This is a genomic window from Streptomyces sp. NBC_00440, assembly GCF_036014215.1.
Lineage (GTDB): Bacteria > Actinomycetota > Actinomycetes > Streptomycetales > Streptomycetaceae > Streptomyces.
Map to the genome: position 1 here is coordinate 6,693,951 of NZ_CP107921.1, position 25,943 is coordinate 6,719,893.

Here is a 25,943-nt window from a genome sequence, read left to right on the forward strand (position 1 = left end):
CCGATCCTGCCTTTCCAGGAGAATCATGTCTTCTCAGCACGTCAACAGGCGTACGTTCCTCGGCGCAGCGGGCGTCATCGGACTCGCCGCCACCGGAATGTCGACGCTCACCGGGTGTTCCACCGGGACCGCCGCCGCGGGCAAGGGCGCCGAAGCGTTCAACAAGGTCAAACTCCCGACGTACGTGCCCGCCAAGGTCGCGGCGCCGGACCTCGCGGGCAGCGCCGAAGGCCTGGACGCCGCCTACCTCCGCTACCCGAAGAACCTCGTCAAGTCGGTCGCCGCGCCGCCCGGTGACGGCTCCCCGATCACCGCGCTGACCGAGACCTTCACGACGCCGGCCCCCGCGATGGGGAAGAACGCGTACTGGAAGGAGCTCAACAAGCGCCTGGGCTCCGAATTCAGGATGAACATCGTCGTCGAGACCACCGACGACAGCTACTCGTCCAAATTCAATGCGGCGATAGCGGGCGGCGAGATCCCCGATCTCGTATGGATTCCCCCGAACCAGGGGCTGCGCAGGATCCCCGAGCTGCTGGACGCGAAGTTCCAGGACCTCACAGCGCACCTCTCGGGCGACGCGGTCAAGAAGTACCCGAACCTCGCCAACCTCCCGGAATTCGCCTGGAAGACGGCCGTCATCAACGGCAAGATCTTCGGCATCCCGGTGGCGTACGGCCGCATGGGCCAGGTCTATGTCACCAATGAGGACTTCTGGAAGCCGGTCGGCGGTGCCACGTTCACCAGCGCCGAGGACTTCCTCGCCAAGGGCAAGGAACTGCTGGACGCCAAACGCCACAAGTACGTTCTGGAGCCCGCTTATGTGAACCACGTCGGCATGTACGCCCAGTGGTTCGGCGCGCCGTCTGCCTGGTCCCTGAGGAACGGCAAGCTGACCCACCAGTTCGAGACCGATGAATTCCGTGAGGCGCTGGAATTCGGCGTCAAGGTGAGCAAGGCCGGGCTGTTCTGGCCGGACCCGAACCTCACCACGACCCGCGAGAAGATGGCGCAGGGCTCCCTCGGTGCGTACGTGCAGTCCTTCCCCTCCTTCCTGGTGGACGTCAAGACGTACAACTTCCCCTTCGGGATGATCCTTCCGTTCGCGGCGAAGGCCGGGGTGACCCCGCACTTCTACTACGGTCTGGGCTCGGTCGGCTTCACCGCGATCAACAAGAAGGCCGACAAGAAGCGTCTGGACATGCTCCTCAAGGTCCTCGACTACCTCGCTGCCCCGTTCGGCACCGAGGAGCGGCTTTTCCTCGACAACGGGATCGAGGGAACGCACTTCCACCGCACCGCGAAGGGCGACGTCGAGCTGACGGACAAGGGCAACGCGGAAGCCGTGACGACGGGTATGCCGGTCTCCTTCCTGGCCAACGCGCCCGAGTACCTCTACCTGCCGGGCCAGGCCGGTCTGACACGCCGGATCCACGACTGGCAGAAGAAGCTCATCGCCATGGCCGTTATCGACCCGACGGTCGGCCACTACTCGGACACGAACGCCAGCCAGGGTGCCTCCCTGACGATGGCCGTCCACGACGGCATCAAGGACATCGTCGCCGGACGCAAGCCGATCTCGGCGTACGACGGCCTGGTGCGCACCTGGCGCTCCGGCGGCGGTGACAAGATCCGCGCCGAGTTCGAGAAGTCCATCGCGCTGACCACCAAGTGACCGGCCGTACCGCCACCGCATCCGCACAACTGCGTTCAAGGAGCACCATGCAAGACCTCCGTATCGGTGTGGTCGGCCTCGGTCTGCGGGCCAATCTGGCCGATGCCGCCCACCGTCCCGGCGCCGGGTCCGTCGTGGCCGCCGTCGCCGACACCGACCCCGCCGTGCGGGCCAAGGTGGCGGACCGGTTCGCCGGGGCGGTCGCCGTGGACGACTACCGCAAGCTGCTCGACGGCAACCTCGTTGACGACATTGATGCCGTCATCGTGGCCACCCCCGACGACACCCATGAGGCCGTCGCCTGCGACATCCTGCGTGCGGGCAAGCCGGTGTACGTGGAGAAGCCGCTCGGCATCACCGTCGAGCAGTGCGACACCATCCTGCGCACCGCCCACGAGACCGGCACCCGGCTCTATGTCGGCCACAACATGCGCCACATGGGTGTGGTGCGGCTGATGCGCGACATCATCGCGCGCGGCGACATCGGTGAGCCGAAGACCGTGTGGGTGCGGCACTTCGTCTCGTACGGCGGCGACTACTACTTCAAGGACTGGCACGCGGACCGCACCCGCACCACCGGGCTGCTGCTCCAGAAGGCCGCCCACGACATCGACGTGGTGCACTGGCTGGCCAACGGCTACACCTCACGCGTCAACGCCATGGGCGACCTGATGATGTACGGGGACCTGCCGCGCCGCGAGCCGGGCACGCCGAGGCCCGACGGCTGGCTGCGGGAGTTCGACTGGCCGCCGGCCACCCGCAAGGACCTCCACCACGTGGTGGACGTCGAGGACGTGTCCGTCATGAACATGCGGCTGGACAACGGCGTGATCGCCGCCTACCAGCAGTGCCACTTCAGCCCCGACTACTTCCGCAACTACACGGTCATCGGGACCGAGGGCCGGCTGGAGAACTTCGGCGACCGGCCGGGCGACGAGGTCAAGGTCTGGAACACCGGTCCGACCGGCTACCGTGCCGACGCCGACGTGGTCTACAAGGTGCCGGATTCGAAGGGCTCGCACGGCGGTTCGGACGAGCGGATCATCGGTGAGTTCTGCCGCTTCGCCAGGGACGGCGGAGTGACCGACACCTCGCCGGTCGCCGCCCGGATGAGTGTGGCCGCCGGAGTGATGGCCACACAGTCGCTGCGGGCCGGCGGGACGCCGTACGACGTGCCGCCGCTCGACCCGGAACTGATCGCCTACTTCGAGTCGGGCCAGCAGCGGGGCGCGCAGGACGCGGCCCCGGCGCTCACACCGCGATGACCTCGACACCGGCATCGGTGAAGAGAGCGGTCATCTCCTCACTGATGCCGGTGTCCGTGACCAGGGTGCCCACCTGGTCGGTGGTGCAGATCCTGGCGAAGGCGCGGGTCCCGAGCTTGGTGGAGTCCGCTGCGACGACCACCCGCTCGGCGCGCTCGCACAGCAGCCGGTTGATGCCCGCCTCGTCCTCGTGGTGCGCGGCGGCGCCATGGACGACATCGAAGCCGTTCACCCCGAGCACGGCGGTGTCCATGGTGATCTGGCCGAGTACGCCGTCGGCGAGGGGGCCCGTCAGCTCGTACGACTGGGGGCGGGCCACCCCGCCGGTCACCACGATCTTGAACTGGGGCCTGATCGCCAGCTCGTTGGCGATGTTCAGCGCGTTGGTCACGACCGTGAGCGCCGGGGTGCCGGACGCCAGGTCGGGCCGGACGGCGAGGGCGCGGGCCACCTCCGTGGTGGTGGTGCCGCCGGTCAGGCCGACCGCCTCGCCCGCGGTGATCAGCTCGGCCACGGCCTGCGCGATGCGCTGCTTCTCGGAGGCGCGCCGGGCCGTCTTGTAGCGCAGCGGGAGTTCGTAGCTGACACCGTGGACCACGGCGCCGCCACGGGTGCGCACCAGCATCTGCTGCTGGGCGAGTTGGTCGAAATCGCGCCTGATGGTGGCGGCCGAGACGTCGAGCGCGAGAGCCGCCGCTTCGACATCGAGACGGCCCTGCTCGACGAGCAGTTCCAGGAGTGCCTTCCAACGCGCGTCGCGGGACTGGGACATCTCTCGCACTCTCCTCTTCGGTGGAACGCTGTGACCTTAACCCAGAAACGTCTACGTGCTTGATTGTGCTTGAAACAACGCAGTATCTTGCAGAAACAATCATTACCTTGAGGGGTGGATCAGCATGAGCCATGTCCAGAACGAGCTGGCCAGTCAGCCCGAGTGCTGGGAGCGCGCAGCGGCGCTGGCCGGGAGCCAGGCGGCGGCGCTGCCGGCCGCCGGGGAGCGCGTCGCGATCGTCGGCTGCGGTACCTCGTGGTTCATGGCGCAGGCCGTGGCCGCGCTGCGGGAAGGGGCGGGCCAGGGCGAGACCGACGCCTTCGCCGCGTCCGAGTTCCCCTTCAGCCGCAGCTACGACCGGGTGATCGCGCTCAGCCGCTCGGGCACCACGACCGAGGTGCTCGAACTCCTCGGCAAGGTACGCGGACAGGCCCGGACGACCGCCGTCACCGGTGACCCCAAGACGCCGGTCATGGAGGCCGCGGACGACATCGTCGTCCTCGACTTCGCCGACGAGCAGTCCGTCGTCCAGACCCGGTTCGCCACCACCGCGCTCACCCTGTTCCGCGCCCACCTCGGCCTGCACACGGACGCCGTCGTGGCCGACGGGCGGACCGCGCTCACCGAGCCGCTGCCCGAAGGGCTCGTCGACTGCTCGCAGTTCACCTTCCTCGGCCGCGGCTGGAGCAACGGCCTGGCGCAGGAGGCCGCGCTGAAGATGCGGGAGGCGTCGCTCTCCTGGACCGAGGCGTACCCGGCCATGGAGTACCGCCACGGTCCGATCAGCATCACCACCGAGGGCACCGCCACCTGGATGTTCGGCGAGACCCCCGAGGGCCTGGAGGAGCAGGTCCGCGCCACCGGCGGGATGTGGGTGGCGGGCGGTCTCGACCCGCTCGCCGAGCTGGTACGGGCGCAGCGCCTCGCCGTCGCCATCGCGGCCGCGCGCGGCCTCGACCCGGACTCGCCGCGCCACCTCACCCGCTCCGTCATCCTCGACGAGGGCTGAGCGATGGCCCTCGCCGAGAGCGGAGCGCTGGTCGCGGGCGCGGCGGCGCAGCGCGGCGCGGTGGCCGCGTTCAACATCATCACGCTGGAGCACGCGGAGGCCGTGATAGCCGGGGCCGAGGCCGCGGGCGCCCCGGTCATCCTCCAGATCAGCGAGAACGCGGTGAAGTACCGGCAGGGCCAGGTGCTTCCGCTGGCCCGCGCCGCCGCCGAACTGGCCCGGGCGGCTGCCGTACCGGTCGCCCTCCACCTCGACCATGTGAAGAGCGACGCCCTGCTGCGGCAGGCCGCCGACGCCGGGTTCAGCTCGGTGATGTACGACGCCGCGCACCTTCCGTACACGGAGAACCTCGCCGCGACCCGGTCCGCGGCCGACTGGGCGCACGCCCATGGGCTGTGGATCGAGGCCGAGTTGGGCGAGGTCGGCGGCAAGGACGGGGCGGCGCCGCTGGACGCGCACGCACCCGGTGCGCGGACCCGTCCGGAGGAGGCCGCAGCCTTTGTGGCCGAGTCCGGCGTGGACGCGCTCGCCGTCGCGATCGGCAGCTCGCACGCGATGACCTCGCGCACCGCGGTCCTCGACCACGAACTGCTCGGCAGGCTGCGGGACGCCGTCGGTGTGCCGCTGGTGCTGCACGGCTCATCGGGGGTGCCGGACACCGAACTGTCGGCGGCCGTCACCGGCGGTATCGCCAAGGTCAACATCGGTACGGCGCTCAACATCGCCATGACCGCGGCGATCCGTGAGGTGCTGACGGCCCAGCCCGATGCGGTCGACTCACGGAAGTACCTCAAGGCCGGGCGGCAGGCCATGGCGGACACCGTCACCGGTCTTGTCAAGCTGGTCGGCACCACCGCCTGACGAGGCGGCAGCGGGCCGGTGGCGGTGCCGGAAGGGGGAACCCTGAGCCGGGCGCGGCATCGCGGACACGGCTTGCGCCGGCGGCAGGTACGGAAGCGTGCCTGCCGCCGATGTCCGGACTGCCGATGTCCGGACTGCCGATGTCCGGTCCGCCGATGTCCGGACTGCCGAACCCCGGACAGCTGAACCCCGGTCCGTCGAACCCCGGACCGCTGAACGGCGCCGCGACCGGCTGGCGCACGGTGCTACTTGAGCCGGGCCACGGCCCACTTCGTCTCCTGGGCCAGCATGCCGAGGCTCCGCTGGGCGGACTTGCCCATTCCGGCGTGCAGTTCCCTGGCGACGGCCAGCGACTCCAGGGCGATCGGCGCGAGCCCCGCCCCGGCGGCCGCCCGGGCGAGCTCGAAGTGCTCGGCGGCGACCATCCGTCCCAGGCCCAGCCGCCGCCACCGAAGCTCGGAACCGTCCGTGTCGAGGATCTCCGGGGCCGGCCGCAGAGTCCGCCAGGCCGCCGGCAGATCACCGGTGCGCCGCTGGAGCTCGGCGAGCCTGCGGCACGCCACCCCCCGGTCGCGCGGCTCGTCCACCAGAGCGGCGTGCCCGGACTGGGCGCGCGCCGCCTGGCCGAGGTCGCCGAGCGCCTCCAGCTCGACGCTCAGCACCCGCAGCAGATCGGCCTGTTCAGCCGTGGCGGCCTCTTCGGCGGAGTCCAGGATGCGCAGTAGCGCCGCCCGTGCGAGCTCGGTGCGGCCCTGCCGCCTGGCCAGCCGTATCCAGGTCAGCTCCGGCTCCCGTGCGGGGTCCTCGCCCAGGTACGAGCCGTCGAGCCCGCGCGCCCACTCCACGACGGCCCCGGGCTGCTCGGGCACCTCCGGCAGGCCCCACCGGACGGCCTGCGGCGCGGCGTGGGCGGCCCGCAGCAGTGGCAGATCCTCCGCGCTGCCGTGCAGCGCGACCAGCACTGCGGCGAGCCGCAGCTCCTCGCTCGTCCCCGCATCAGCGGTCTCGGCCGCCAGCAGACGCCGCAGCAGCGGCAGATCGTGTTCCTGCCGGTCGAACTGCGCCGCACGCAGCACCGTGGCGCGCCGCGCCTTGTCGCCCGCCACTTCGGTCCACTGCGCCGTGTCGTCGCGCAGCCGTGCCAGATCCGCCAGACCGGGACTCAGTACGGTCTCGCGCAAGGGCGTGCGCGGATGCGGATCGAGCCGTGCACGGGCCCGGCCGCCGGCCGTGTCGAGCAGCAGATGGTCCGGCTCGGTACGGAGCAGGGCCGCGTGCAGCCGGGCGAACAGCTCGGCGGGGGAGTGGACGGGCAGTCCCAGTGCCCCGCGCAGTGCGGCCCGCCGGGCGTCGAGATCCGGCTGCGACTCCCGTATCGCCTCCTCCGACGCGGTCACCGCGGCCGGCAGTCCCGCCTCGGCCCCGGCGGGGGACAGGTGCAGCAGACCGAGCCACCCGGGCAGCCCGATCGCCATCTCCAGCGCCTCGTCGGCGCTCGCGGCGACGAGCCCGGCCGCGCCGTCGCCCGAGGCGTACAGCACGGGGCCTCCGCCACACACGAAGAACGTGCCACCCGTGCCGTCCCCGGCCACCGCCTCCAGCGGGGCGCCCGACGCCAGCCGGACCGCCGCGCCGTGTGCGGCCCCGGCCACGTCGAAACCGAAGGGGTACGCGGCCACTTCGGCCAGCTCCGGCCGGTCCACGAGGAGAGCGATGGCACGTCCGTAAAACGTCATACGGGAAACGTAACAGCCATGTCCGACATGACTCTCACGCCGGTTGCAGAAGGTCCCACCGGTTCCCGTAGAGGTCCTCGAAGACGGCGACCGAACCGTACGGCTCATGGCGCGGCTCCTCCAGGAAGCGGACGCCCGCGGCCCGGGCGCCGGCCCACTCGCGCGGAGGCGGCCGCTGTGGCGACAATGGCCGCCATGACTGAGCAGCACCTCATCGACCGGGCCCGGCTGCTCGCCGGGACCGGGCACCGGCGGATCCTCGGCATCGCGGGCCCGCCGGGTGCCGGGAAGTCCACCCTCGCCGCCGGTCTCGCCGGCGCGCTCGGGGCGAGCGCCGTCGTGGTCCCGATGGACGGTTTCCACCTCGCCGGGGCCGAGCTGCGCCGCCTCGGACGCGCCGACCGCAAGGGCGCCCCCGACACCTTTGACGAGGCCGGGTACGTGGCTCTGCTCGCCCGGCTGCGTACGCCAGGCAGCGACGTGGTGTACGCGCCCGCCTTCGACCGCGCGCTGGAGGAGCCCGTCGCGGGATCGGTGGCGGTCGCCCCCGACGTTCCGCTGGTGATCACCGAGGGGAACTATCTGCTGCACTGGCCGCGCGCGAGGGCCCTGCTCGACGAGGCGTGGTTCATCGGTGACGAGAACCCAAGGAGCCCCGGGAACGAGGCACGCGTCCGCAGACTCATCGAACGTCACATCCGGTACGGCAGGACCCGTGCGGAGGCCGAGCGCTGGGTGCACCGGTCCGACGAGGCCAACGCACGGGTCGTCGAGCGCACCAGGGACCGGGCGGACCTGCTCGTGCCGCATCCCTGAGAGGAACATCCCGCAGCTCCGCGTCGCTTGACGAGCACCGCGTCGCATCCCCGGACGCGGCCCGGCAGGATGGGGCCATGTCCACCGAACCCGTACCGTTCACCGCCGACGACTACCGCGCCCGTATGGCCCGTGCCGCACAGAGCGCGGCGGACGCCGGACTCGCCGGAGTACTCGTCGCACCCGGCCCCGACCTCGTCCACCTCACCGGCTACCGGCCGACCGCCGCCACCGAGCGGATGACCATGCTGGTCATCAGGGCAGGCCAGGACCCGGTCCTCGTCGTACCGACACTGGAGGCCGCGGACGCCGAGCACGCCGTCGGCGCCCCCGCGCTCACCCTGCTGGACTGGACGGACGGGAAGGATCCGTACGGCATCACCGCCGCGCTCCTCGACCCGGACGGCCGGTTCGCGGTCAGCGACAACGGCTGGGCGATGCATCTGCTCGGGCTCCAGCGTGCCCTGCCCGACAGCTCGTACCAGTCGCTGACGGAGGCCCTGCCGATGCTGCGCGCCGTGAAGGACGCGCCCGAGTTGGCCCGCCTCGAAGCGGCGGGCGCCGCGGCCGACGCGACGTACGAGGAGATCCTCAAGGTCCGCTTCTCCGGGCGCCGGGAGACCGACGTCGCCGCCGATCTGGCCGCGCTGCTGCGGCAGTTCGGGCACTCGCAGGTGGACTTCACGGTGGTCGGCTCCGGCCCGAACGGCGCCAACCCGCACCACGAGGCGGGCGAACGGGTCATCGGGTCCGGCGACATGGTCGTCCTGGACTTCGGCGGGCTCAAGGAGGGCTACGGCTCCGACACCTCCCGCACCGTCCACGTCGGCGCCCCGGGCGCCGAGGAGCAGCGGGTGCACGACATCGTCCGCGAGGCGCAGGACGCGGGCTGCCGGGCGGTGCGTCCCGGCGTCGCCTGCCAGGAGATCGACCGGGCGGCGCGCGCGGTCATCACCGAAGCCGGGTACGGCGAGCGGTTCATCCACCGCACCGGTCACGGCATCGGCGTCACCACCCATGAGCCCCCGTACATGATCGAGGGCGAGGAGCAGCCGCTGGTGCCCGGTATGTGCTTCTCCGTCGAGCCGGGTATCTATCTCCCCGGCCGCTTCGGCGTGCGGATCGAGGACATCGTCACCGTCACCGGGGACGGCGGACGACGGCTGAACACCACCCGCCGTGAGCTGGCGATCGTCGAGTAGTCGCCTCCGCACACCTGTTGGAGGGCCGTCAGGAGTCCGTCAGTACGACACACGATTCCGGCGGCAGCAGCAACAGACCGTCGGGGCCCGGCGGCCGGACCGGCTCCCAGGAGGCCAGGATCCGGCTGCCGCGCCCGTTCAGCGGGATCCTGGCCTCCCCGTCGCCGAGGTTGACCGCGATCCGCAGATCGCCCCTGCGGAACGCCAGCCACCGCGCTTCCTCGTCGTACGCCACCTTGACCGAGGCCAGATCCGCGTCGACCAGGTCCGGGCAGGTGCGGCGCAGCGCGACCAGCTCGCGGTACCAGGCGAGCAGCCGTGAGTGGTGGCCGCCGTCCAGCTCGCCCCAGTTCAGACAGGACCGCTCCCTGGTGGCGGGTGACTGCGGGTCCGGGATCTCCCCCTCGGCCCAGCCGTGTTCGGCGAACTCCCGGCGCCGGCCGTTCCGTACGGCCTCCGCCAGGTCCGGATCGGTGTGGTCGGTGAAGAACTGCCACGGGGTGGCCGCCCCCCACTCCTCGCCCATGAACAGCATCGGCACGGAGGGCCCGGTGAGCACCAGGGTCGCCGCGCACGCCAGCAGACCGGGCGACAGGGTCGCCGAGAGCCGGTCGCCGAGCGCCCGGTTGCCGATCTGGTCATGGGTCTGCGAGAAGCCGACGAAGCGGTGCGCGGGCGTCGACGCACGGTGCACGGGACGGCCGTGGGTCCGGCCGCGGAACGTCGAGTACGTGCCGTCGTGGAAGAAGACCCGGGTGAGCGTCTTGGCCAGGGCGGCCAGCGGCGCGCGGGCGAAATCCGCGTAGTACCCCTGGGACTCGCCGGTCAGCGCGGTGTGCAGGGCGTGGTGGAAGTCGTCGTTCCACTGGGCGTGCAGGCCAAGGCCGCCCGCCTCGCGCGGGGTCGTCGTCCGGGGATCGCAGAGATCCGACTCGGCGATCAGGAAGAGCGGGCGCCCGAGACCGGCCGAGAGCGCGTCGGTGGCGGCCGACAGCTCCTCCAGGAAGGTCAGCGCCCGCCCGTCGGCGAGCGCGTGGACGGCGTCAAGACGCAGCCCGTCGATCCGGTAGTCGCGCAGCCAGGCCAGCGCGCTGCCCAGCAGATACGCCCGGACCTCGTCGGAGCCGGGCGCGTCCAGGTTCACCGCCGAGCCCCACGGCGTGTGGTGGGTGTCGGTGAAGTACGGGCCGTAGGAGGGCAGATGGTTGCCGGACGGGCCGAGGTGGTTGTGGACCACGTCCAGCACGACCCCGAGTCCGCGCTCGTGAGCCGCGTCGACGAAGCGCTTCAGCCCCTCGGGGCCGCCGTACGGTTCGTGCACCGCCCACAGCGAGACCCCCTCGTACCCCCAGCCGTGCCGGCCGGGGAAGGGACAGACCGGCATCAGCTCCACATGGGTGACGCCCAGCGCGGCCAGATGGTCCAGCCGCCCGGCCGCCGCGTCGAAGGTGCCCTCGGGGGTGTACGTGCCGATGTGCAGCTCGTACAGCACGGCGCCCGGCAGCGCCAGGCCCGGCCACTCCTGGCGCCACTGGTATGCGTCGTGCCTGACGACGGCGCTCAGGCCGTCGGGGCCCGCCGGCTGGCGGCGCGAGCGCGGGTCGGGCAGCACGGGGCCCCCGTCGAGCCGGAAGCCGTAGTGGTCGCCGTCCTCCGCATCCGCGGTGACGGCCCACCAGCCGTCCCGCAGCGGATCACGCTCCATGGCAGACCGGCGCCCGGCCAGCTCCAGCGTGACGTCGCTCTTCTCCGGTGCCCACACCTCGAACAGCACAGCATCCCCTCGGTCGTCTCTTCGGGACCAGATCGTGCCGTCGGGACCAGGTCATGTCGTCGGGACCGCCATCGGCCGGCCGGCAGGCTCTCATCTTGACAAGATCAGGGGCTGGAGCGTGCGCACTCGGGCCATTAGGGTCGCGAGCCATGACGATTCCGCCACTGCCAGCCTTCCCGCCCGGTTTCCTGTGGGGCGCATCCGCCTCCGCCTTCCAGACGGAGGGCTCGGCAGGCACCGACGGCAAGGGCCCGTCCGGCTGGGACGCCTTCGCAGCGCTCCCCGGCCGTATCAAGGACGGCGCCGACGGCTCACGCGGCACCGGCTTCTACGACCGCTACCGCGAGGACGTGGCGCTCCTCGCCGGGCTCGGCGCCGGGGCCTTCCGCTTCTCGGTGAGCTGGCCGCGCGTCGTCCCGGACGGCTCCGGCCCCCTCAACCCGGCTGGCCTGGACTTCTACGACCGGCTCGTCGACGAGCTGTGCGGCCGGGGCATCACCCCCGCGCCGACGCTCTACCACTGGGACACCCCGCTCGCGCTCGAACAGAGCGGCGGCTGGCTGAACCGCGACACCGCGTACCGCTTCGCCGACTACGCGGGCGCCGTCGCCGAACGCCTCGCCGACCGGGTCCCGATGTGGATCACCATCAACGAACCCGCCGAGGTGACGCTCCTCGGCTACGCGCTGGGCGAGCACGCCCCCGGCAAGAAGCTGCTCTTCGACGCGCTGCCCGCCGCTCACCACCAGCTGCTCGCGCACGGCCTCGCCGTGGGGGCGCTGCGTGCGGCAGGGGCATCGAACATCGGGATCGCCGTCTCGCACACCCCGGTCTGGACGGCGGGCGAGAGCGAGGAGGACCGGTTCGGGGCCGGGCTCTACGACACGGTCTCCAACTGGCTGTTCGCCGACCCGCTCCTCACCGGCGCCTACCCCGACGAGAACTTCGCGGCGCTGATGCCGGGACCGGTCGCCGACGACCTGGAGATCATCTCGGCCCCGCTCGACTGGTACGGGGTCAACTACTACAACCCCACCCTCGTCGGCGCGCCCGCCCCGCAGGCCCTCGACACCTTCGCCGGGTTCGGGATACCGGCCGAACTGCCCTTCGGGATCAGGGAGATAGAGGGGTACGACCGCACCGACTTCGGCTGGCCGGTGGTCCCCGACGGGCTGCGCGACATGCTGATCCAGCTGGAGAGCCGCTACGGTGACCGGCTGCCGCCGCTCTACATCACCGAGAACGGCTGCAGCTACGACGGTCTGCGGGACAGCCGCAGGATCGACTTCCTCGACGGCCATCTGCGCGCCCTGCACGCGGCCATGGCCGAGGGCATCGACGTCCGCGGCTACTTCACCTGGTCGCTCACCGACAACTTCGAGTGGATCGAGGGCAACGCCCAGCGGTTCGGCCTGGTCCATGTGGATTACGAGACGATGCGGCGCACCCCGAAGGACTCCTACCGGTGGTACCGCGAGGTGATCCGCAGTTCACAGGCCGGACACCCTGACGAAGACCCCGAGAAATGATCAATACTTCAACCATGGTCGCTCCGTGGTGGCAACAGGCTCAGCTGGGGATCTTCGTGCACTGGACGCCCGCGTCCGTGCCGGGGTGGGCCCCGCCGTACGACCCCGCGGGTCGCGCACACCTCGGCTGGACGTCGTACGGCGAGTGGTACGAGAACTCCCTGCGCTTCCCCGGCAGCCCGGTCTCCGCCCACCACCGGGAGACCTACGGCAGCCGCCCGTACACGGAGTTCGGCGGGGACTTCGCGGACGCGCTGAGCGGCTGGGACCCGGCGGAGTGGGCGCGCCGCTTCCGCGCGGCCGGGGCCCGTTACGCGGTCCTCGTCACCAAGCACCACGACGGCTACTGCCTCTGGCCCTCCGAGGTGCGCAACCCCCACCGCCCCGGCTGGCACACCCCGCGCGACGTCGTCGGTGAGTTCGCCGAAGCGGTCAGGGCCGAGGGGCTGCGCTTCGGTGTCTACTACTCGGGCGGCCTCGACTGGACGTTCCAGCCGCGCCCCATCGCCACCGCCGCTGACACCGTCGCCGCCGTCCCGCGCGGCGCGTACCCGGCGTACGCGGACGCCCAGCTGCGGGAGCTGATCAGGCGCTACCACCCGGACATCCTCTGGAACGACATCGCCTGGCCCGCGGGGCGCGCCGCGATCCGGAACCTGGTGGAGTACTACCGGTTCACCGTCCCGCACGGTGTCGTGAACGACCGGCTCTATCCGTACACACCGCTCTGGCGGGCGCTGCGGCTGCCCGGTCTGCGGGCCGCGTACAACAGCTGGGAGCGCCGCACGGTCGTCAGCGACGAGGGCTTCGTACCCAAGAAGCCGCCGTACTACGACTTCAGGACACCGGAGTACTCCCACTACACCGGCCCCGACCCCTTCGAGATCACCCGCGGTGTCGACCACAGTTTCGGCTACAACCGGAACTCGGGCGATGACTCCTTCATCGGCCGTGACGCGCTGGCCGCGCTGCTCGGGACGGTCCGGTCCGACGGCGGCAATCTGCTGCTCAACGTCGGTCCGCGCGGCGAGGACGCCACCATCCCGCCCGAGCAGCAGCGCCGCCTGGACTGGCTCGGCGAGGCCGCGGGGGTCGGCTCGGCCCCGTAGACCCCCGTAGACCCCGGCGAGCGGCACGCTCCAACTCACCTGCTGTTCCGGGCAGATCGGGTCAGGCCGGATGCGATCGGATCAGTCCCACACCATGTTGACCGCCCGCTCGAAGTTCACATAGCCGGCCCGTTCGAAGGCCCGCGCCATCGGGACGTTGCCGACGTCCGTCGACGCGCGGATGCGGGGCACGTCCTGGCCGGCGAGGATCCGGGTCCCCTCGGCGAGGATCTCGTCGATGTACCCGTGTCCCCGGTGGCCGGGCAGCACCCCGATGTACGCGATGATCGCGTGGTAGTTGTTGCGTGCGGGGATCACGAAGCCGACCGGATCCCCGTCCGGCAGCTCCGCGATCCGCCACCAGCCGTCCGGGCTCCGGTAGCCCGCCAGCTCCTCGTCGTACTGCGCCTCGGACACCGCACGCGGGCTCAGCCCGGACTCCAACGAGGCCCGGGTGTGCGCGTCGAGCGAGCCCTCGGCGACCTGCGTCATCAGCGGGACGAGATCCTCCCGGTCGCGCACCGCACGGAACATCAGCCGGGCTCCGGGCGCCGGAGCCGCCGCCGCTCCGGGGGTCCACTCCAGCCGCAGCCGCTCGACCAGCAGCCGCGCCCCGGTCCGCTCCACCGCCCGCATCCGCGCCTCGACCACATCGCGGGCGACCGGGTCGGTGCGCCAGTCCGGCGGGATGTAACGGCCGTACTCGGGGCGCTCGGCCCCCGCCGGGAAGAGCCGTGCCATCGCCGTCTCCAGCAGCCGTACGCCGGTCTCGACGCGCTCCGGTGCGGGCAGGCTGTCGTCCAGATCGAAGAAGTCGAGGGTGTACGGGGCGCCGCCGGACGAGAGGGCCCACCAGGCGGCCCGCGCCAGTACGCGGTCGCCGCGCAGCGCCACCCACATCCACTCGGGACGGCGCAGACCGCCCGCGAGGTCGTCGGCGAGTTCATGGTCGAGGACGTAGGGCAGCGTACGGAAGAGAGGGAGCTCTTCGGGCCCGGTCAACGGGCGGATCACCAGCTCGTGGGCGTGCGGCTGCTCGGGCAATTCGGCTCCTGGGACGGGGGGATGTCCGCAGACCGTAACAATCGGCGTCCGGCCTGGTCACATGGATATCGCAAACCCGGGGTCCGCCTGGACACCTGGATCGGGTCCCACCGACAATCAGTCCTGTGATGTCCTCTCCAGAGCCCCCGGCGCCCGCCCACGAGCCGCACGCGGTTCCTGCCCGGCTGTCCGACGCCGAGCGTGACCGGGTGCTCAGCGTGCTCAAGGAGGGCGCGGTCCAGGGCAAGCTCTCCCACGACACCTTCATGCGCCGGATGGAACTGGCCCTGGCGGCCCGCAGGTCGGACGAACTGGCCGCGCTCACCGCGGACCTGGAGAGCGGGACCGGCTGGTCGCAGCGGCTGCTGGGCGCGGTGGGCCAGGTGTCGGCCTTCCCCGGCCGGATGCGCAGGGCCTGGGCCGCCGAGCGGCTGCCGAAGCTGCTGCTGCCCATGGCCGGCCCGTACCCACTGCGCATCGGCCGCGACCCGGTCAACGGCCTGCGGCTGAACCACGAGACGGTGTCCCGGCTGCACGCCGAACTCGGTGCGCAGGCCGGGGTGTGGGTGCTGCGCGATCTGGGCTCGGCCAACGGGACGACGGTCAACGGACACCGGGTCACCGGCGCGGTCGTGGTCCGCGACGGCGACATGGTCGGCTTCGGACGGATCCACTTCCGGCTCGCGTCGCAGTGACCCCGGTGGCCGCCCGACCGCCGTGCCGCGCACAGCGGTTCAGCGCTGGTACGGCTCTGCCGCCGCCGGTGCCACCCGCTTGAGCAGCGCCACCGGCCGTGCCGCGAACAGCTCGCTCAGGGCGACCCGCCCGGTGAACTCCCGCTCGGGCGCCAGCAGATCGAGCCACACCCCGGCGGGCAGCGGCAGTTCCGTGTCGCGCCAGCCGCCCTCCTGTTCGAGCCGCAGCGACAGCCGGGTCACCGCGGTCACGGCCTCGCCCGAGCGGCAGAAGGCCAGGCAGTGGGAGGCGGCGGGGCCCTCCGCCGTCAGCGGTGTGTAGGTGCCCGACTCGCCGAAGACATCCGGGCAGTCGCGGCGCAGCAGCAGCGCCGTGGTCGTCAGGGCCAGCTTCTCGTCCGAGGGGTCGACGGGCACCGGCGGCCTGCGGTTGTCCGGGTCCACCAGCGCGATGTACGTGCCCTCCGTGCCCTGATAGACGTCGGGCACGCCAGGCATCGTGAGGTGGACCAGCGCGGCGCCCAGCACATTGGCCCGTACGTACGGGGCCAGCCCGCGGGCGAACGCGGCGACTGCCGACTGCGGCGGACCCGCGGGCCCCGCAGCCGTGAAGTCGGCGACCGCCTGCTCGTACGCCTCGTCCTGCTCGGTCCAGCTGGTGTGCAGCCCCGCCTCCCGCACGGACTTCAGCAGCGCGGGACCGAGCCGGTCCCGGTCGGGCAGCCCGAAGCCGAACGCACTCTGCCAGGCCACCCAGGCCAGCTGCGGATCGGGCGCCGGAGTGGTCAGCCGGTCCAGCAGCGCGGCCCACTGCCCGGGGCACTCGGTGAGGACCGTGATCCGCGCCCGGACGTCCGCGCTGCGCTTGGTGTCGTGCGTGGTCAGTACGGTCCCGCCGGCCGGCCAGTCGCGGGCCGCCCGTGCGCAGAACGCGTGGAACCGTGCCGGGCTCACCGCCGGAGCCCCGGGGTCGCCGCCGACCTCGCCGGCCGAAACCAGCGGCGCGTACCGGTAGAAGGCGGTGTCCTCGACGGACTTGGCGCGCAGCGCCGACGCGGTCTGCGCGAACCGGGCGCAGAAAGCGGCGCGGTCGGGGCCGCCACCCAGCCTGCCGAGCGCCAGGTCCCGTACGACCCCGACGGCGGCCGACTCCTCCGGCACGGCGAAGGACGCGGCGGCCTGCCGTACCGTCTCCGGATCCAGCGTGGCCTCCGCGGTGTCGGGCGTCGGCCCGCCCGCGGTCACATACGGCCGGTAGACGGGCACCCGTACCAGCAGCTCGTGCAGCGCGGCCCGCAGCGCCCACGGCGCGTGGTCGCGCAGCGCCGGGTCCGCCGCGCAGATCCGTTCGGCGGTGCGGACCAGGAAGGCGGTCTCGGCCGCCAGCTCATGGGTGATGACCTTGTACGCGGCCCGGCGGACCGTCGACTCCCAGTACCCGCCCCGGTCGCCCGGGGGCCCCGCGTAGTCCCGGTAGCGGCGCACCAGTTCGTCGGCGCCCGCCGGGTCGGTGAACAGGCCGTCGATCCGGTGCAGTGCGTCGTAACCGGTGGTCCCCGCCACCGCCCAGTCGGCGGGCAGCTGCTCCTCGCCGGTGAGGATCTTCTCCACGACCGTCCAGCGGCCGCCCGTCGCCTCGCCGAGCCGCCGCAGATACGCGCCGGGGTCGGCGAGTCCGTCCGGGTGGTCGATGCGCAGCCCCTCGATGACGCCGTCGTCCATCAGCTCCAGGATCTTGGCGTGGGTGGCGTCGAAGACCGCCGGGTCCTCGACGCGCACCCCGATCAGGTCGGAGATGGTGAAGAAGCGGCGGTAGTTGAGTTCGGTGCGGGCGAGCCGCCACCAGGTGAGCCGGTACCACTGGGCGTCGAGGAGTTCGGGCAGCGGCAGCTTCGCGGTGCCCTCGCGCAGCGGAAAGGCGTGGTCGTAATAGCGCAGCACGTCCCCGTCGACCCGCAGCCGCTCCAGCTCGTCGCCGAGCCGGTGGCCGAGCACGGGCAGCAGGACCTTGCCGCCGCCCGACTCCCAGTCGATGTCGAACCAGCGCGCGTACGGCGAGACCGGGCCCTCGCGCAGTACGTCCCACAGTGGCCGGTTGTACCGGGGGGCCGCCGCCATGTGGTTCGGCACGATGTCCACGACGAGCCCGAGTCCGTGCGTGCGCGCGGTGTGCGCCAGCGCCCGCAGCCCGGCCTCGCCGCCCAGCTCGTCGCGGACCCGGGTGTGGTCCACGACGTCGTAGCCGTGCGTGGAGCCGGGGACGGCGTCAAGGACCGGCGACAGATGGAGGTGCGAGACGCCGAGGGCGGCCAGATACGGCACGGCTGCCTCGGCGGCCGAGAACGGGAACTGCGGCTGGATCTGGAGCCGGTACGTCGCAGTGGGCGTCATGGGAACCTACGTACCCCGTTTCGCCGGCTCCCTGTCACCCCGCAGCCGGTCAGGCCGGCCGTTTCAGCACGGCCAGACTCCGTCCGATCAGCGCCAGCCGGTCGCCGGCGTCCACCTTCGGGCCCGGTCCCGGCGGCACACCGTCCTCATGGGCCGTGTCCACGACGACCTCCCACTGCCTGCCGTGGTTCACCGGCACCAGGAACTCGATCTCGTCCGCGCTCGCGTTGAACATCAGCAGGAACGAGTCGTCGGCGATGCGCTCGCCGCGCGTCCCCGGCTCCGAGATGGCGTTCCCGTTCAGGAAGACCGACAGGGCCTTGGCGTGCGCCGCCTGCCAGTCGCGCTGGACCATCTCCTCGCCCTCCGGGGTGAACCAGGCGATGTCGGAGAGGTCGTCGTGGGTGCCCTCCACCGGGCGGCCGTGGAAGAAGCGCCGCCGCCGGAAGACGGGATGCTCACGGCGCAGTGCCACCATCGCACGGGTGAAGGCCAGCAGGGTGCTGCCCCCGCCCGGGCCGTTCGGAGCGGAGCCGTCCCGGCCCGAGCTGTCCTGCTCCGGCCCGACCCCGTCCTCCGGCCCGGTCCCTTCCGGGCTGGGCCAGTGCACCCAGGCCAGCTCGCTGTCCTGGCAGTACGCGTTGTTGTTGCCGTGCTGCGTACGGCCGAACTCGTCGCCGTGGCTCAGCATCGGCACCCCCTGCGAGAGCAGCAGCGTGGCCATGAAGTTCCGCATCTGGCGGCCCCTCAGCTCCAGCACACCGGGGTCGTCGGTGTCGCCCTCGACGCCGCAGTTCCACGACCGGTTGTGGCTCTCGCCGTCCCGGTTGTTCTCGCCGTTCGCCTCGTTGTGCTTGTCGTTGTACGCCACCAGGTCGTGCAGCGTGAACCCGTCGTGGCAGGTGGTGAAGTTGATCGAGGCGAGCGGGCGCCGCCCGTCGTCCTGGTACAGGTCCGACGAGCCGGTCAGCCGCCCGGCGAACTCCGCGAGCGTACGGGGCTCGCCCCGCCACAGGTCTCGTACGGTGTCGCGGTACTTGCCGTTCCACTCGGTCCACAGCGGCGGGAAGTTCCCCACCTGGTAACCGCCCTCGCCCACGTCCCACGGCTCCGCGATCAGCTTCACCTGGGAGACCACCGGGTCCTGCTGCACCAGGTCGAAGAAGGACGACAGCCGGTCCACCTCGTGGAACTGACGGGCCAGGGTCGCCGCCAGGTCGAAGCGGAAACCGTCGATGTGCATCTCGGTCACCCAGTAGCGCAGCGAATCCATGATCAGCTGGAGGACGTGCGGGGAGCGCATCAGCAGGCTGTTGCCGGTGCCCGTGGTGTCCATGTAGTAGCGCGGATCGTCCGTCAGCCGGTAGTAGGAGGCGTTGTCCAGGCCGCGGAAGGAGAGCGTCGGGCCCAGGTGGTTGCCCTCGGCCGTGTGGTTGTAGACCACGTCGAGGATGACCTCGATCCCGGCCTCGTGCAGCGCCCGTACCGCCTGCTTGAATTCGAGCACCTGTTCACCGCGGTCGCCCCAGGAGGCGTACGCGTTGTGCGGGGCGAAGAACCCGATGGTGTTGTAGCCCCAGTAGTTCGAGAGCCCGCTGTCCGCCAGGCGGTGGTCCTTGACGAACTGGTGAACGGGCATCAGCTCCAGCGCCGTGACCCCGAGCCCGGTCAGATGCTCGATGACCGCCGGATGCGCGAGCGCCGCGTACGTCCCGCGCATCTCGTCGGGGAGCGCCGGATGGAGCATGGTCAGGCCCTTCACATGGGCCTCGTAGAGCACGGTCTCGTGGTACGGGGTCCGCGGCAGCCGGTCGTCGCCCCAGTCGAAGTAGGGGTTGACCACCACCGACGTCATGGTGTGCGGGGCGGAGTCCAGGTCGTTGCGCGAGTTCGGCCGGTCGAAGTGGTAGCCGTACACCGACTCGTCCCATTTGACCTCGCCGCTCACCGCCTTGGCGTACGGATCGAGGAGCAGCTTCGCCGAGTTGCAGCGCTGCCCGCTCTCCGGCGCGTACGGACCGTGCACCCGGAACCCGTACCGCTGGCCCGGCATGATGCCGGGCAGATAGGCATGGCGTACGAAGGCGTCCGTCTCCCTCAGCTCCACCGCCGTCTCTGAGCCGTCGTCGTGCAGCAGGCACAACTCGATTCGGTCGGCGGCCTCCGAAAAGACCGCGAAATTGGTCCCGGCGCCGTCGTACGTGGCACCGAGCGGGTATGTCTGTCCCGGCCAGACCTGCATGGGCACGACTCTTCCACATCAGGCACCGAGTCACGCGTGTCAGCGCGTCCTCGCCACGAACCACTATGAATCCCCTCACTCGGCCCCGTACGGCCGAGGGGAACGGTCACCACGAATACGGGAGTTGGGAAAGGAGCCTGTGCATCCGGCTGCACCGGCTCCCGCGCGCGGAGTACCCTTCCTTGATCGTTGCAGGGGGAGTGAAAGGCGGTACGCGGGTGGGCTCGGGAGGGCTGGAGTTGCCCCCAGGTGACCCGGGTCACGACGGGGGCTCCGCAGGTGTCCCACCCGGGGCGGTCTCCCTGGCGAGGCCCATGGAGATCGGGGCGGAACTCGACTGGGACGCCGGCGCCTGGAACGAGGTGCGGACCCGTGCGCAGCGCGCCGGACGCGCCTACATCTGGCTGAATCTGGTCGAGCAGCGCCTCCGCGCGGTGGTGGCCGCCGTGCTGCGCCCCATCTACGAACCGGTGCACGCCGACGACTGGGTGGTCGCGGCCGCGGGCCCGGCAGGTCAGGAGTGGGTGCAGCGTGCCGTTGCCGTACGGGAGGTCTCGCGCCGCAAGGGCTATCTGCTGGACCCGGCCGACGACAACGTCCTGAGCTTCCTCACCCTGCCGCAGCTGCGCGAGCTGATGGTCCAGCACTGGCCGTGCTTCGAGCCGTACTACGACGACCGGCGCGATGTGGAACTGGCCCTGGACGAGCTGGAGGTCACCCGCAACGTGGTCTCCCGCAACCGGGCGCTCTCCGAGGCGGTGCTGGCCCAGGCGGAACGGGCCTCGTCGCGCCTGCTGAACATCCTGGGCGCGGGGTCGGGCGCGCCGTCCGCCGACCGGCTCCCGGTGGACGCGGTCGAGGACCTGGTGGGGGACCGGTACGCGGACGTCATCGGCGTCCACCCGGACCGCGTCCGACTCCAGCGGCAGATCCCCGCCGAGGACCTCTTCGGCGGGGCGCGCAGGCTCGACGCGATAGGGATAGGCCTGAACCTCCTCGTCCAGAACTTCTCGGGCCGCAGGCTGGTCCGGCTGGCCGAGTCGGGATGCCGGGTCCGGCTGCTCTTCCTGAACCCCGCCAGCAGCGCGGTCAAGCGGCGCGAGCGGGAACTGGGGCTCAAGAAGGGCGAGCTGAGCCGGGCGGTGGAGACGAACATCCTGCACATGCGCCGGGTGCGAGCCCGGCTGCGGGACCCCGGGGCCTTCGAGATCCATGTGTTCGACGAGACGCCGCGCTTCATGGCCTGTCTGGTCGACGGCGACGGTGCGGACGGTCTCGCGGTCGTCCAGTCGTATCTGCGCAGGGCGCGCGGGATGGAGGCGCCGGTCCTGGTGCTCCGGGGCGGCGGGCGTGCGGTGGTCCGGCACGGGCAGGACTCGGAGCACGGCCTCTTCGAGACGTACCGGGACGAGTTCGAGTCCGTGTGGGGCGATTCGCGGCCGGTTTCCTGACCGATTTCTGACCGGGCCTCACCGCGGGCGCCACCGACCCGGTGGACCGGGCGGCCGGACCGGTTGTCAGTGGCGCGTGCGAGGGTGGTCACGACCTGGGGGACTTACCACGACGCACCACGGCACACCACGAGGAGGGCCGCCATGAGCTGGCACCGGGGACCACTGGTCGGCTTCGACCTGGAGACGACAGGCACCGACGTCGAGACCGACCGCATCGTCACGGCGGCGGTCGTGCGGCTGGGCGCGGACGGTGGCATCGAGGAGCAGCGCACCTGGCTGATCGACCCGGGGGTGGCGATACCGGAGCAGGCGGCGGCGATCCACGGCATCTCGACGGACCACGCCCGCGAGCACGGGGCCCGGGCGGCCTCCGCTGTCGAGGAGATCGCTCACACGGTTGCCGGGGTGCTGCGCTCGGGGGTGCCGCTGGTGGTGATGAACGCGCGGTACGACCTGTCGCTCCTGGACCGTGAGTGCGGGCGTCATGGGGTGGCGTCGGTCAGCGAGCGGCTCGGCACCGTGCCGTCGCCCGTCATCGACCCGCTGGTGATCGACAAACACGTCGACAAGTACCGCAGGGGCAAGCGCGCCCTCCAGGCGCTGTGCGCCTACTACGGGGTGGCGCTCGACGACGCGCACGACGCGAGCGCGGACGCGGTGGCCGCCGCCCGGGTGGTACGCCGCATGGGGGAGCTGCACGAGCCCGTGGGGAGAATGCCGTTGGCGGACCTGCACGGCCTCCAGGTGCGTGCGGCAGCGGAGCAGTCGGCCTCACTGGAGGCGTATCTGCGACGCACCGCCGACCCGGCGGCGGTCGTGGAGGCGGCCTGGCCGGTCATCCCCCGGAGCCGGTGACACGGAGCGGGACGGGGGGATGACGCGGACCGGGCCGGCACCCGGACGGGTTGGCCAGTGTTCACTTCATGCCAGTGGAAGCATCTCGGACGGGGTGCAGAAGCCGTCGGGCACCGCGGTCCGCCCGTCAGCCATGGTGTGCGCCTTCTGCCGCGGTCAGTTCTTGGCGGGGGCCTGGACGCTCCAGTGGCGCCCGTCGGGGTCGCGGATGGTCATCGCCCTGGTTCCGAAGTGGGTCTCCTCGAACGGCGTGACGACCTCGACGGCAGGATCCGGACTGAACGCGTCCGCGTCCGGCACCTTCAGCACCATCTGCGTCTGGGGCTCCTGGTCCTCGGGGACTTCGGCGATGAAGAGGTACGGTCCGTCGACGCTGCGGAGCCGGCCGGAGTTGTGGTCGGTCGAGAACTCCAGCTCGTAGCCCAGCGCCTGGAAGAACTTCGCCGCCCTGCCCCAGTTGTGGGTCGTCAGGAACACGGCCTCGATTCCTTCGGTCGCCATGTCAGGTGTCCTTTCCGGTCGATTGCTGTTGGTGTCCGTTCGGCGTCGCCGAGTCAGGCGCGCAGGCCGTCAGCGACCAGCGCCGACAACGACATGCCCGACTCGATGGTGCGTTACTTGACCTTCTTGATCAGCCCGATCGGCAAATCCATGCCGAATTTCCGGAGCGCCCCGGTATCGGACTCGTCCGTCTAGAACGGATACCACCGGACCCCGGGGTCGTTCTCGCGCAGTGACGCCACCCTGCGGCGGAACTCGTCGAGCGCCCGGGGGTTCGCCGGGGCGTGCTGGGCGACCCAGGCGCAGCTTGCCGTCTCGCGGGCGCCGCGCAGGACCGTGCAGCCCTCCCATTCGCGGACGTCCCAGCCGTAGGTGCGGACGAAGGAGTCGTACGCCTCCGGGGGCACCCCGTAGCGGTCGCGGGACAGGGCCATGACGACCAGGTCGTGCTCCCGCAGGTCCGAAGAGAACGTCTCCAGGTCGACCAGGACCGGTCCTTGCGGGGTGATGTGGACATTGCGCGGGAGCGCGTCGCCGTGGATCGGGCCCGGGGGCAGGTGGGGCGTCAGTGCGGCCGCCGCCGAGGCGAAGCCGTCGCGGCGCTCGCGGAGGTAGTCCGCGTCCGCCGGGTCGATGGCGTCCCCCGCGAGCCGCAGCCAGCGCTCGACCCCGCCCAGGAGTTCACGCCGGGGGAGCGCGAAGTCCGGTGCGGGCAGCGTGTGGACGGAGCGCAGCAGCGCCGCGAGGTCCGCCGGCTCGGCCGGGCGGACCGCGTCGGGGAGCCGGTGCCAGAGCGTGACCGGATGCCCGTCCGCCAGCCGCGGCGACGGCTCGGCCGCGCGCACCGAGGGGATGCCCGCCTCCGCGAGCCAGCCCGCCACGGAGAGTTCGCGCTCCGCGCGCTCCAGCAGCTCCGGGGCCCTGCCCACCTTGATGACGAGCCCGCCGTCCGCGAAGACCGCGTTCTCACCCAGCGCCAGCAGCTCCGCGTCCTTCGCCAGACCGGTCGTGCGCAGTATGTCCCGCGCCGTTGACTCGTCCATGTGGTGTCTCCCGCTCTCGTTGGAACGGGCCAAGTTTCGCATCCGTGCAGACGGGGCCCGGCATCTGCGGGTGGTCACCGGGTCCGTCGAAATAAGTTGCACGAGACGTCTCGTCTCGCCTACCGTCATCGCATGACTTCACCCAAGCGTGCTCATATCGCCATGTTCTCCATCGCGGCTGCCGGGCACGTGAACCCGAGCATCGAAGTGATCCGGGAACTCGTCGCCCGCGGCCACCGCGTCACCTACGCGATCCCGGCATCCTTCGCCGAGAAGGTCGCGGAGACCGGTGCCGAGCCCGTCGTCTACACATCGACCCTGCCCACCGACGACGACCCCGAGGCCTGGGGCACCGAGGTGATCGAGAACATCGAACCGTTCCTCCGCGACGCCATCTCCGCCCTGCCGCAGCTGATCGAGGCGCACGAGGGACCGGACGGCGTGGGCGTACCCGACCTGATCGTGCACGACATCACTTCCTACCCGGCCATCGTGCTGTCCCGCCGCTGGGGCATCCCCGCTGTCTCGCTCTCCCCGAACCTGGTCGCCTGGCAGGGGTACGAGGAGGAGGTCGGCGAGCCGGTGGTCGCCCAGCTCATGGCGACCGAGCGGGGCCGGGCCTACTACGCGCGCTTCCACGCCTGGCTGGAGGAGAACGGCATCGACGAGCACCCCGACCCGTTCGTCGGCCGCCCCCGCCGCAGCATCGTCCTCATGCCGCGCGCGATGCAGCCCAACGGCGACCGGGTGGACGACACCAGGTACACCTTCGTCGGCGCCTGCCAGGGCGACCGCAAGGAACAGGGGGAGTGGCAGCGTCCGGAGGGCGCCGAGAAGGTGCTGCTCGTCTCGCTCGGCTCGACCTTCACCAAGCAGCCGGGCTTCTACCGCGAGTGCATCGAGGCCTTCGGTGGCCTGCCCGGCTGGCATGTGGTGCTCCAGATCGGCAAGTACGTGGAGGTGTCCGAACTGGGCCCGGTCCCGGCCAACTTCGAGGTGATGCGCTGGACCCCGCAGCTCTCCGTGCTCCGGCAGGCCGACGCCTTCATCACCCACGCGGGCGCGGGCGGCAGCCAGGAGGGACTGGCCACGGCGACGCCGATGGTCGCCGTCCCGCAGGCCGTGGACCAGTTCTCCAACGCGGACATGCTCCAGTCGCTGGGCGTGGCCCGGCACGTACCGATGGCGGACGCCAACGCGGCGACACTGCGCGAAGCGGTGCTCGCGCTGGCCGATGACCCGGAGGTCGCCCGGCGGCTCGCGCGTATCGGCGCCGGGATGGCGACGGAAGGAGGCACCCGGCGCGCGGCCGACCTCATCGAGGCGGAACTGCCCGCGGAGTAGGCCCTGCCGGCCGGGCACTGCCGGGGTGAGCAGCTACCGGCGCGGGCGCGCGGTCTATGTTCGTCCCCATGACGACCAGATACGCGGTACTGCTGCGCGGGATCAACGTGGGCGGCAACAGGAAGGTCCCCATGGCGGACCTCAGGGAGCTGCTCACCGGACTCGGCCACGACGACGTCCGTACGTACCTCAACAGCGGGAACGCCGTCTTCAGCAGCGCGACGGCCGGCGAGGACAAGCTGGCGGCGGCAGTGGAGGAGGCCATCGCGAACCGTTTCGGCTTCACGGTGGCCTGCCTCGTCCGCAGCGGAGCCTATCTGCGGGCCGTGGCCGACAACTGCCCCTTCCAGGCGGCCGGACTCCAGGGCAAGCAGCTGCACGTCACCTACTTCTCCGGCCCCGTCGAGCCCGAGCGGTACGCCGCCATCGACCAGCAGGCCTATCTGCCCGAGGAGTTCAGGCTCGGCGACCGGGCGCTCTATCTGTACGCCCCGGACGGGCTCGGCCGCTCCAAGCTCGCTGAGGCCCTGAACAGGCCCGCCGTGAACAAGGGCGTCACCGGCACCTCCCGCAACTGGAACACCGTGCTCAAGCTGGCTGAGCTGACCGGCGGTTGACCGGCGGCA

At 71.4% G+C, this 25,943-nt stretch carries 21 protein-coding genes and 1 pseudogene; 13 read left to right on the top strand and 9 right to left on the bottom strand.

Annotated features, from left to right (window positions below):
- The first annotated feature begins 25 nt into the window (after positions 1-25).
- Both OHB13_RS29805 and OHB13_RS29810 read left to right on the top strand, forming a co-directional pair.
- Positions 26-1,675, top strand: a complete 1,650-nt coding sequence (locus OHB13_RS29805) for an extracellular solute-binding protein (RefSeq protein WP_328379118.1) — start codon at positions 26-28, stop codon at positions 1,673-1,675.
- A gap of 47 nt (positions 1,676-1,722) precedes the next feature.
- Positions 1,723-2,940 (top strand): Gfo/Idh/MocA family protein, encoded by a 1,218-nt coding sequence (locus OHB13_RS29810; RefSeq protein ID WP_266851856.1) that lies wholly within the window; start codon positions 1,723-1,725, stop codon positions 2,938-2,940.
- Here OHB13_RS29810 and OHB13_RS29815 read toward each other — a convergent pair.
- Positions 2,927-3,712 (bottom strand): DeoR/GlpR family DNA-binding transcription regulator, encoded by a 786-nt coding sequence (locus OHB13_RS29815; RefSeq protein WP_328379119.1) that lies wholly within the window; start codon positions 3,710-3,712, stop codon positions 2,927-2,929. The genes OHB13_RS29810 and OHB13_RS29815 overlap by 14 nt on opposite strands.
- 124 nt (positions 3,713-3,836) lie before the next feature.
- Here OHB13_RS29815 and OHB13_RS29820 point away from each other — a divergent pair, with 124 nt between their 5' ends.
- Both OHB13_RS29820 and OHB13_RS29825 read left to right on the top strand, forming a co-directional pair.
- The gene (locus OHB13_RS29820) at positions 3,837-4,721 is read left to right on the top strand and encodes an SIS domain-containing protein (RefSeq protein ID WP_266851852.1); all 885 of its coding nucleotides are present in this window, start codon (positions 3,837-3,839) and stop codon (positions 4,719-4,721) included.
- Between the two features lie 3 nt (positions 4,722-4,724).
- Positions 4,725-5,582, top strand: a complete 858-nt coding sequence (locus OHB13_RS29825) for a class II fructose-bisphosphate aldolase (protein ID WP_328379120.1) — start codon at positions 4,725-4,727, stop codon at positions 5,580-5,582.
- A gap of 245 nt (positions 5,583-5,827) precedes the next feature.
- On the opposite strand, the gene OHB13_RS29830 is transcribed toward OHB13_RS29825, so the two are convergent.
- The gene (locus tag OHB13_RS29830; RefSeq protein WP_328379121.1) at positions 5,828-7,318 is read right to left on the bottom strand and encodes a hypothetical protein; all 1,491 of its coding nucleotides are present in this window, start codon (positions 7,316-7,318) and stop codon (positions 5,828-5,830) included.
- Positions 7,319-7,352: 34 nt separating this feature from the next.
- Positions 7,353-7,478: pseudogene (locus tag OHB13_RS29835) on the bottom strand (VOC family protein); the annotation flags it as partial.
- 35 nt (positions 7,479-7,513) lie between these two features.
- Between OHB13_RS29835 and OHB13_RS29840 the strand changes: the two are divergent.
- Positions 7,514-8,134 carry a nucleoside/nucleotide kinase family protein gene (locus tag OHB13_RS29840; protein ID WP_266851845.1) on the top strand — a complete coding sequence of 207 codons (621 nt, stop codon included), beginning with the start codon at positions 7,514-7,516 and terminating at the stop codon, positions 8,132-8,134.
- Positions 8,135-8,211: 77 nt separating this feature from the next.
- Positions 8,212-9,336, top strand: a complete 1,125-nt coding sequence (locus tag OHB13_RS29845; RefSeq protein ID WP_328379122.1) for an aminopeptidase P family protein — start codon at positions 8,212-8,214, stop codon at positions 9,334-9,336.
- Between the two features lie 28 nt (positions 9,337-9,364).
- Here OHB13_RS29845 and treZ read toward each other — a convergent pair whose 3' ends face one another.
- Positions 9,365-11,110: a malto-oligosyltrehalose trehalohydrolase gene (gene treZ, locus OHB13_RS29850; RefSeq protein WP_266851841.1), complete on the bottom strand. Its 1,746-nt coding sequence runs from the start codon at positions 11,108-11,110 to the stop codon at positions 9,365-9,367.
- 149 nt (positions 11,111-11,259) lie between these two features.
- Here treZ and OHB13_RS29855 point away from each other — a divergent pair, with 149 nt between their 5' ends.
- Together OHB13_RS29855 and OHB13_RS29860 are read left to right on the top strand one after the other, a co-directional pair.
- Positions 11,260-12,639, top strand: a complete 1,380-nt coding sequence (locus OHB13_RS29855; protein WP_328379123.1) for a GH1 family beta-glucosidase — start codon at positions 11,260-11,262, stop codon at positions 12,637-12,639.
- Complete coding sequence (locus tag OHB13_RS29860) at positions 12,636-13,748, top strand: alpha-L-fucosidase (protein WP_328379124.1); 1,113 nt, start codon at positions 12,636-12,638, stop codon at positions 13,746-13,748. The genes OHB13_RS29855 and OHB13_RS29860 overlap by 4 nt, the downstream gene beginning before the upstream one ends.
- A gap of 81 nt (positions 13,749-13,829) precedes the next feature.
- Here the strand turns inward: OHB13_RS29860 and OHB13_RS29865 are convergent, their stop codons facing one another.
- The gene (locus OHB13_RS29865) at positions 13,830-14,792 is read right to left on the bottom strand and encodes a GNAT family N-acetyltransferase (RefSeq protein ID WP_328379125.1); all 963 of its coding nucleotides are present in this window, start codon (positions 14,790-14,792) and stop codon (positions 13,830-13,832) included.
- A 128-nt stretch (positions 14,793-14,920) separates the two neighbouring features.
- Between OHB13_RS29865 and OHB13_RS29870 the strand changes: the two genes are divergently transcribed.
- Positions 14,921-15,487, top strand: a complete 567-nt coding sequence (locus OHB13_RS29870; RefSeq protein WP_266860612.1) for a DUF1707 and FHA domain-containing protein — start codon at positions 14,921-14,923, stop codon at positions 15,485-15,487.
- Positions 15,488-15,526: 39 nt separating this feature from the next.
- Here OHB13_RS29870 and treY read toward each other — a convergent pair whose 3' ends face one another.
- Positions 15,527-17,878 carry a malto-oligosyltrehalose synthase gene (gene treY, locus OHB13_RS29875; protein WP_328379126.1) on the bottom strand — a complete coding sequence of 784 codons (2,352 nt, stop codon included), beginning with the start codon at positions 17,876-17,878 and terminating at the stop codon, positions 15,527-15,529.
- A gap of 49 nt (positions 17,879-17,927) precedes the next feature.
- Positions 17,928-20,120, bottom strand: a complete 2,193-nt coding sequence (glgX, locus tag OHB13_RS29880) for a glycogen debranching protein GlgX (protein ID WP_328379127.1) — start codon at positions 20,118-20,120, stop codon at positions 17,928-17,930.
- A gap of 218 nt (positions 20,121-20,338) precedes the next feature.
- Between glgX and OHB13_RS29885 the strand changes: the two genes are divergently transcribed.
- Positions 20,339-21,571, top strand: coding sequence for an SAV2148 family HEPN domain-containing protein (locus OHB13_RS29885; RefSeq protein ID WP_266851830.1), 1,233 nt, complete (start codon positions 20,339-20,341; stop codon positions 21,569-21,571).
- Positions 21,572-21,715: 144 nt separating this feature from the next.
- Positions 21,716-22,429, top strand: coding sequence for a 3'-5' exonuclease (locus OHB13_RS29890; RefSeq protein ID WP_328379128.1), 714 nt, complete (start codon positions 21,716-21,718; stop codon positions 22,427-22,429).
- Positions 22,430-22,585: 156 nt separating this feature from the next.
- On the opposite strand, the gene OHB13_RS29895 is transcribed toward OHB13_RS29890, so the two are convergent.
- The gene (locus tag OHB13_RS29895) at positions 22,586-22,930 is read right to left on the bottom strand and encodes a VOC family protein (protein WP_266851827.1); all 345 of its coding nucleotides are present in this window, start codon (positions 22,928-22,930) and stop codon (positions 22,586-22,588) included.
- A 191-nt stretch (positions 22,931-23,121) separates the two neighbouring features.
- The gene (locus OHB13_RS29900) at positions 23,122-23,973 is read right to left on the bottom strand and encodes a phosphotransferase enzyme family protein (protein ID WP_328379129.1); all 852 of its coding nucleotides are present in this window, start codon (positions 23,971-23,973) and stop codon (positions 23,122-23,124) included.
- Positions 23,974-24,105: 132 nt separating this feature from the next.
- Between OHB13_RS29900 and mgt the strand changes: the two genes are divergently transcribed.
- On the top strand, positions 24,106-25,317 hold the full coding sequence (mgt, locus tag OHB13_RS29905; RefSeq protein ID WP_328379130.1) for a macrolide-inactivating glycosyltransferase: 1,212 nt from the start codon (positions 24,106-24,108) through the stop codon (positions 25,315-25,317).
- 68 nt (positions 25,318-25,385) lie between these two features.
- On the top strand, positions 25,386-25,934 hold the full coding sequence (locus OHB13_RS29910; RefSeq protein WP_328379131.1) for a DUF1697 domain-containing protein: 549 nt from the start codon (positions 25,386-25,388) through the stop codon (positions 25,932-25,934).
- The last annotated feature ends 9 nt before the right edge of the window (positions 25,935-25,943 follow it).

Coding starts and splice junctions, on each gene's coding strand:
- OHB13_RS29900 (WP_328379129.1), bottom strand. CDS start 23,973: ATGGACGAGTCAACGGCGCGGGACATACTGCGCACGACCGGTCTGGCG.
- OHB13_RS29825 (WP_328379120.1), top strand. CDS start 4,725: ATGGCCCTCGCCGAGAGCGGAGCGCTGGTCGCGGGCGCGGCGGCGCAG.
- treY (WP_328379126.1), bottom strand. CDS start 17,878: ATGACGCCCACTGCGACGTACCGGCTCCAGATCCAGCCGCAGTTCCCG.
- OHB13_RS29910 (WP_328379131.1), top strand. CDS start 25,386: ATGACGACCAGATACGCGGTACTGCTGCGCGGGATCAACGTGGGCGGC.
- OHB13_RS29840 (WP_266851845.1), top strand. CDS start 7,514: ATGACTGAGCAGCACCTCATCGACCGGGCCCGGCTGCTCGCCGGGACC.
- mgt (WP_328379130.1), top strand. CDS start 24,106: ATGACTTCACCCAAGCGTGCTCATATCGCCATGTTCTCCATCGCGGCT.
- OHB13_RS29895 (WP_266851827.1), bottom strand. CDS start 22,930: ATGGCGACCGAAGGAATCGAGGCCGTGTTCCTGACGACCCACAACTGG.
- OHB13_RS29810 (WP_266851856.1), top strand. CDS start 1,723: ATGCAAGACCTCCGTATCGGTGTGGTCGGCCTCGGTCTGCGGGCCAAT.
- OHB13_RS29815 (WP_328379119.1), bottom strand. CDS start 3,712: ATGTCCCAGTCCCGCGACGCGCGTTGGAAGGCACTCCTGGAACTGCTC.
- OHB13_RS29845 (WP_328379122.1), top strand. CDS start 8,212: ATGTCCACCGAACCCGTACCGTTCACCGCCGACGACTACCGCGCCCGT.
- OHB13_RS29830 (WP_328379121.1), bottom strand. CDS start 7,318: ATGACGTTTTACGGACGTGCCATCGCTCTCCTCGTGGACCGGCCGGAG.
- OHB13_RS29805 (WP_328379118.1), top strand. CDS start 26: ATGTCTTCTCAGCACGTCAACAGGCGTACGTTCCTCGGCGCAGCGGGC.
- OHB13_RS29860 (WP_328379124.1), top strand. CDS start 12,636: ATGATCAATACTTCAACCATGGTCGCTCCGTGGTGGCAACAGGCTCAG.
- OHB13_RS29855 (WP_328379123.1), top strand. CDS start 11,260: ATGACGATTCCGCCACTGCCAGCCTTCCCGCCCGGTTTCCTGTGGGGC.
- OHB13_RS29820 (WP_266851852.1), top strand. CDS start 3,837: ATGAGCCATGTCCAGAACGAGCTGGCCAGTCAGCCCGAGTGCTGGGAG.
- OHB13_RS29890 (WP_328379128.1), top strand. CDS start 21,716: ATGAGCTGGCACCGGGGACCACTGGTCGGCTTCGACCTGGAGACGACA.
- OHB13_RS29870 (WP_266860612.1), top strand. CDS start 14,921: ATGTCCTCTCCAGAGCCCCCGGCGCCCGCCCACGAGCCGCACGCGGTT.
- glgX (WP_328379127.1), bottom strand. CDS start 20,120: ATGCAGGTCTGGCCGGGACAGACATACCCGCTCGGTGCCACGTACGAC.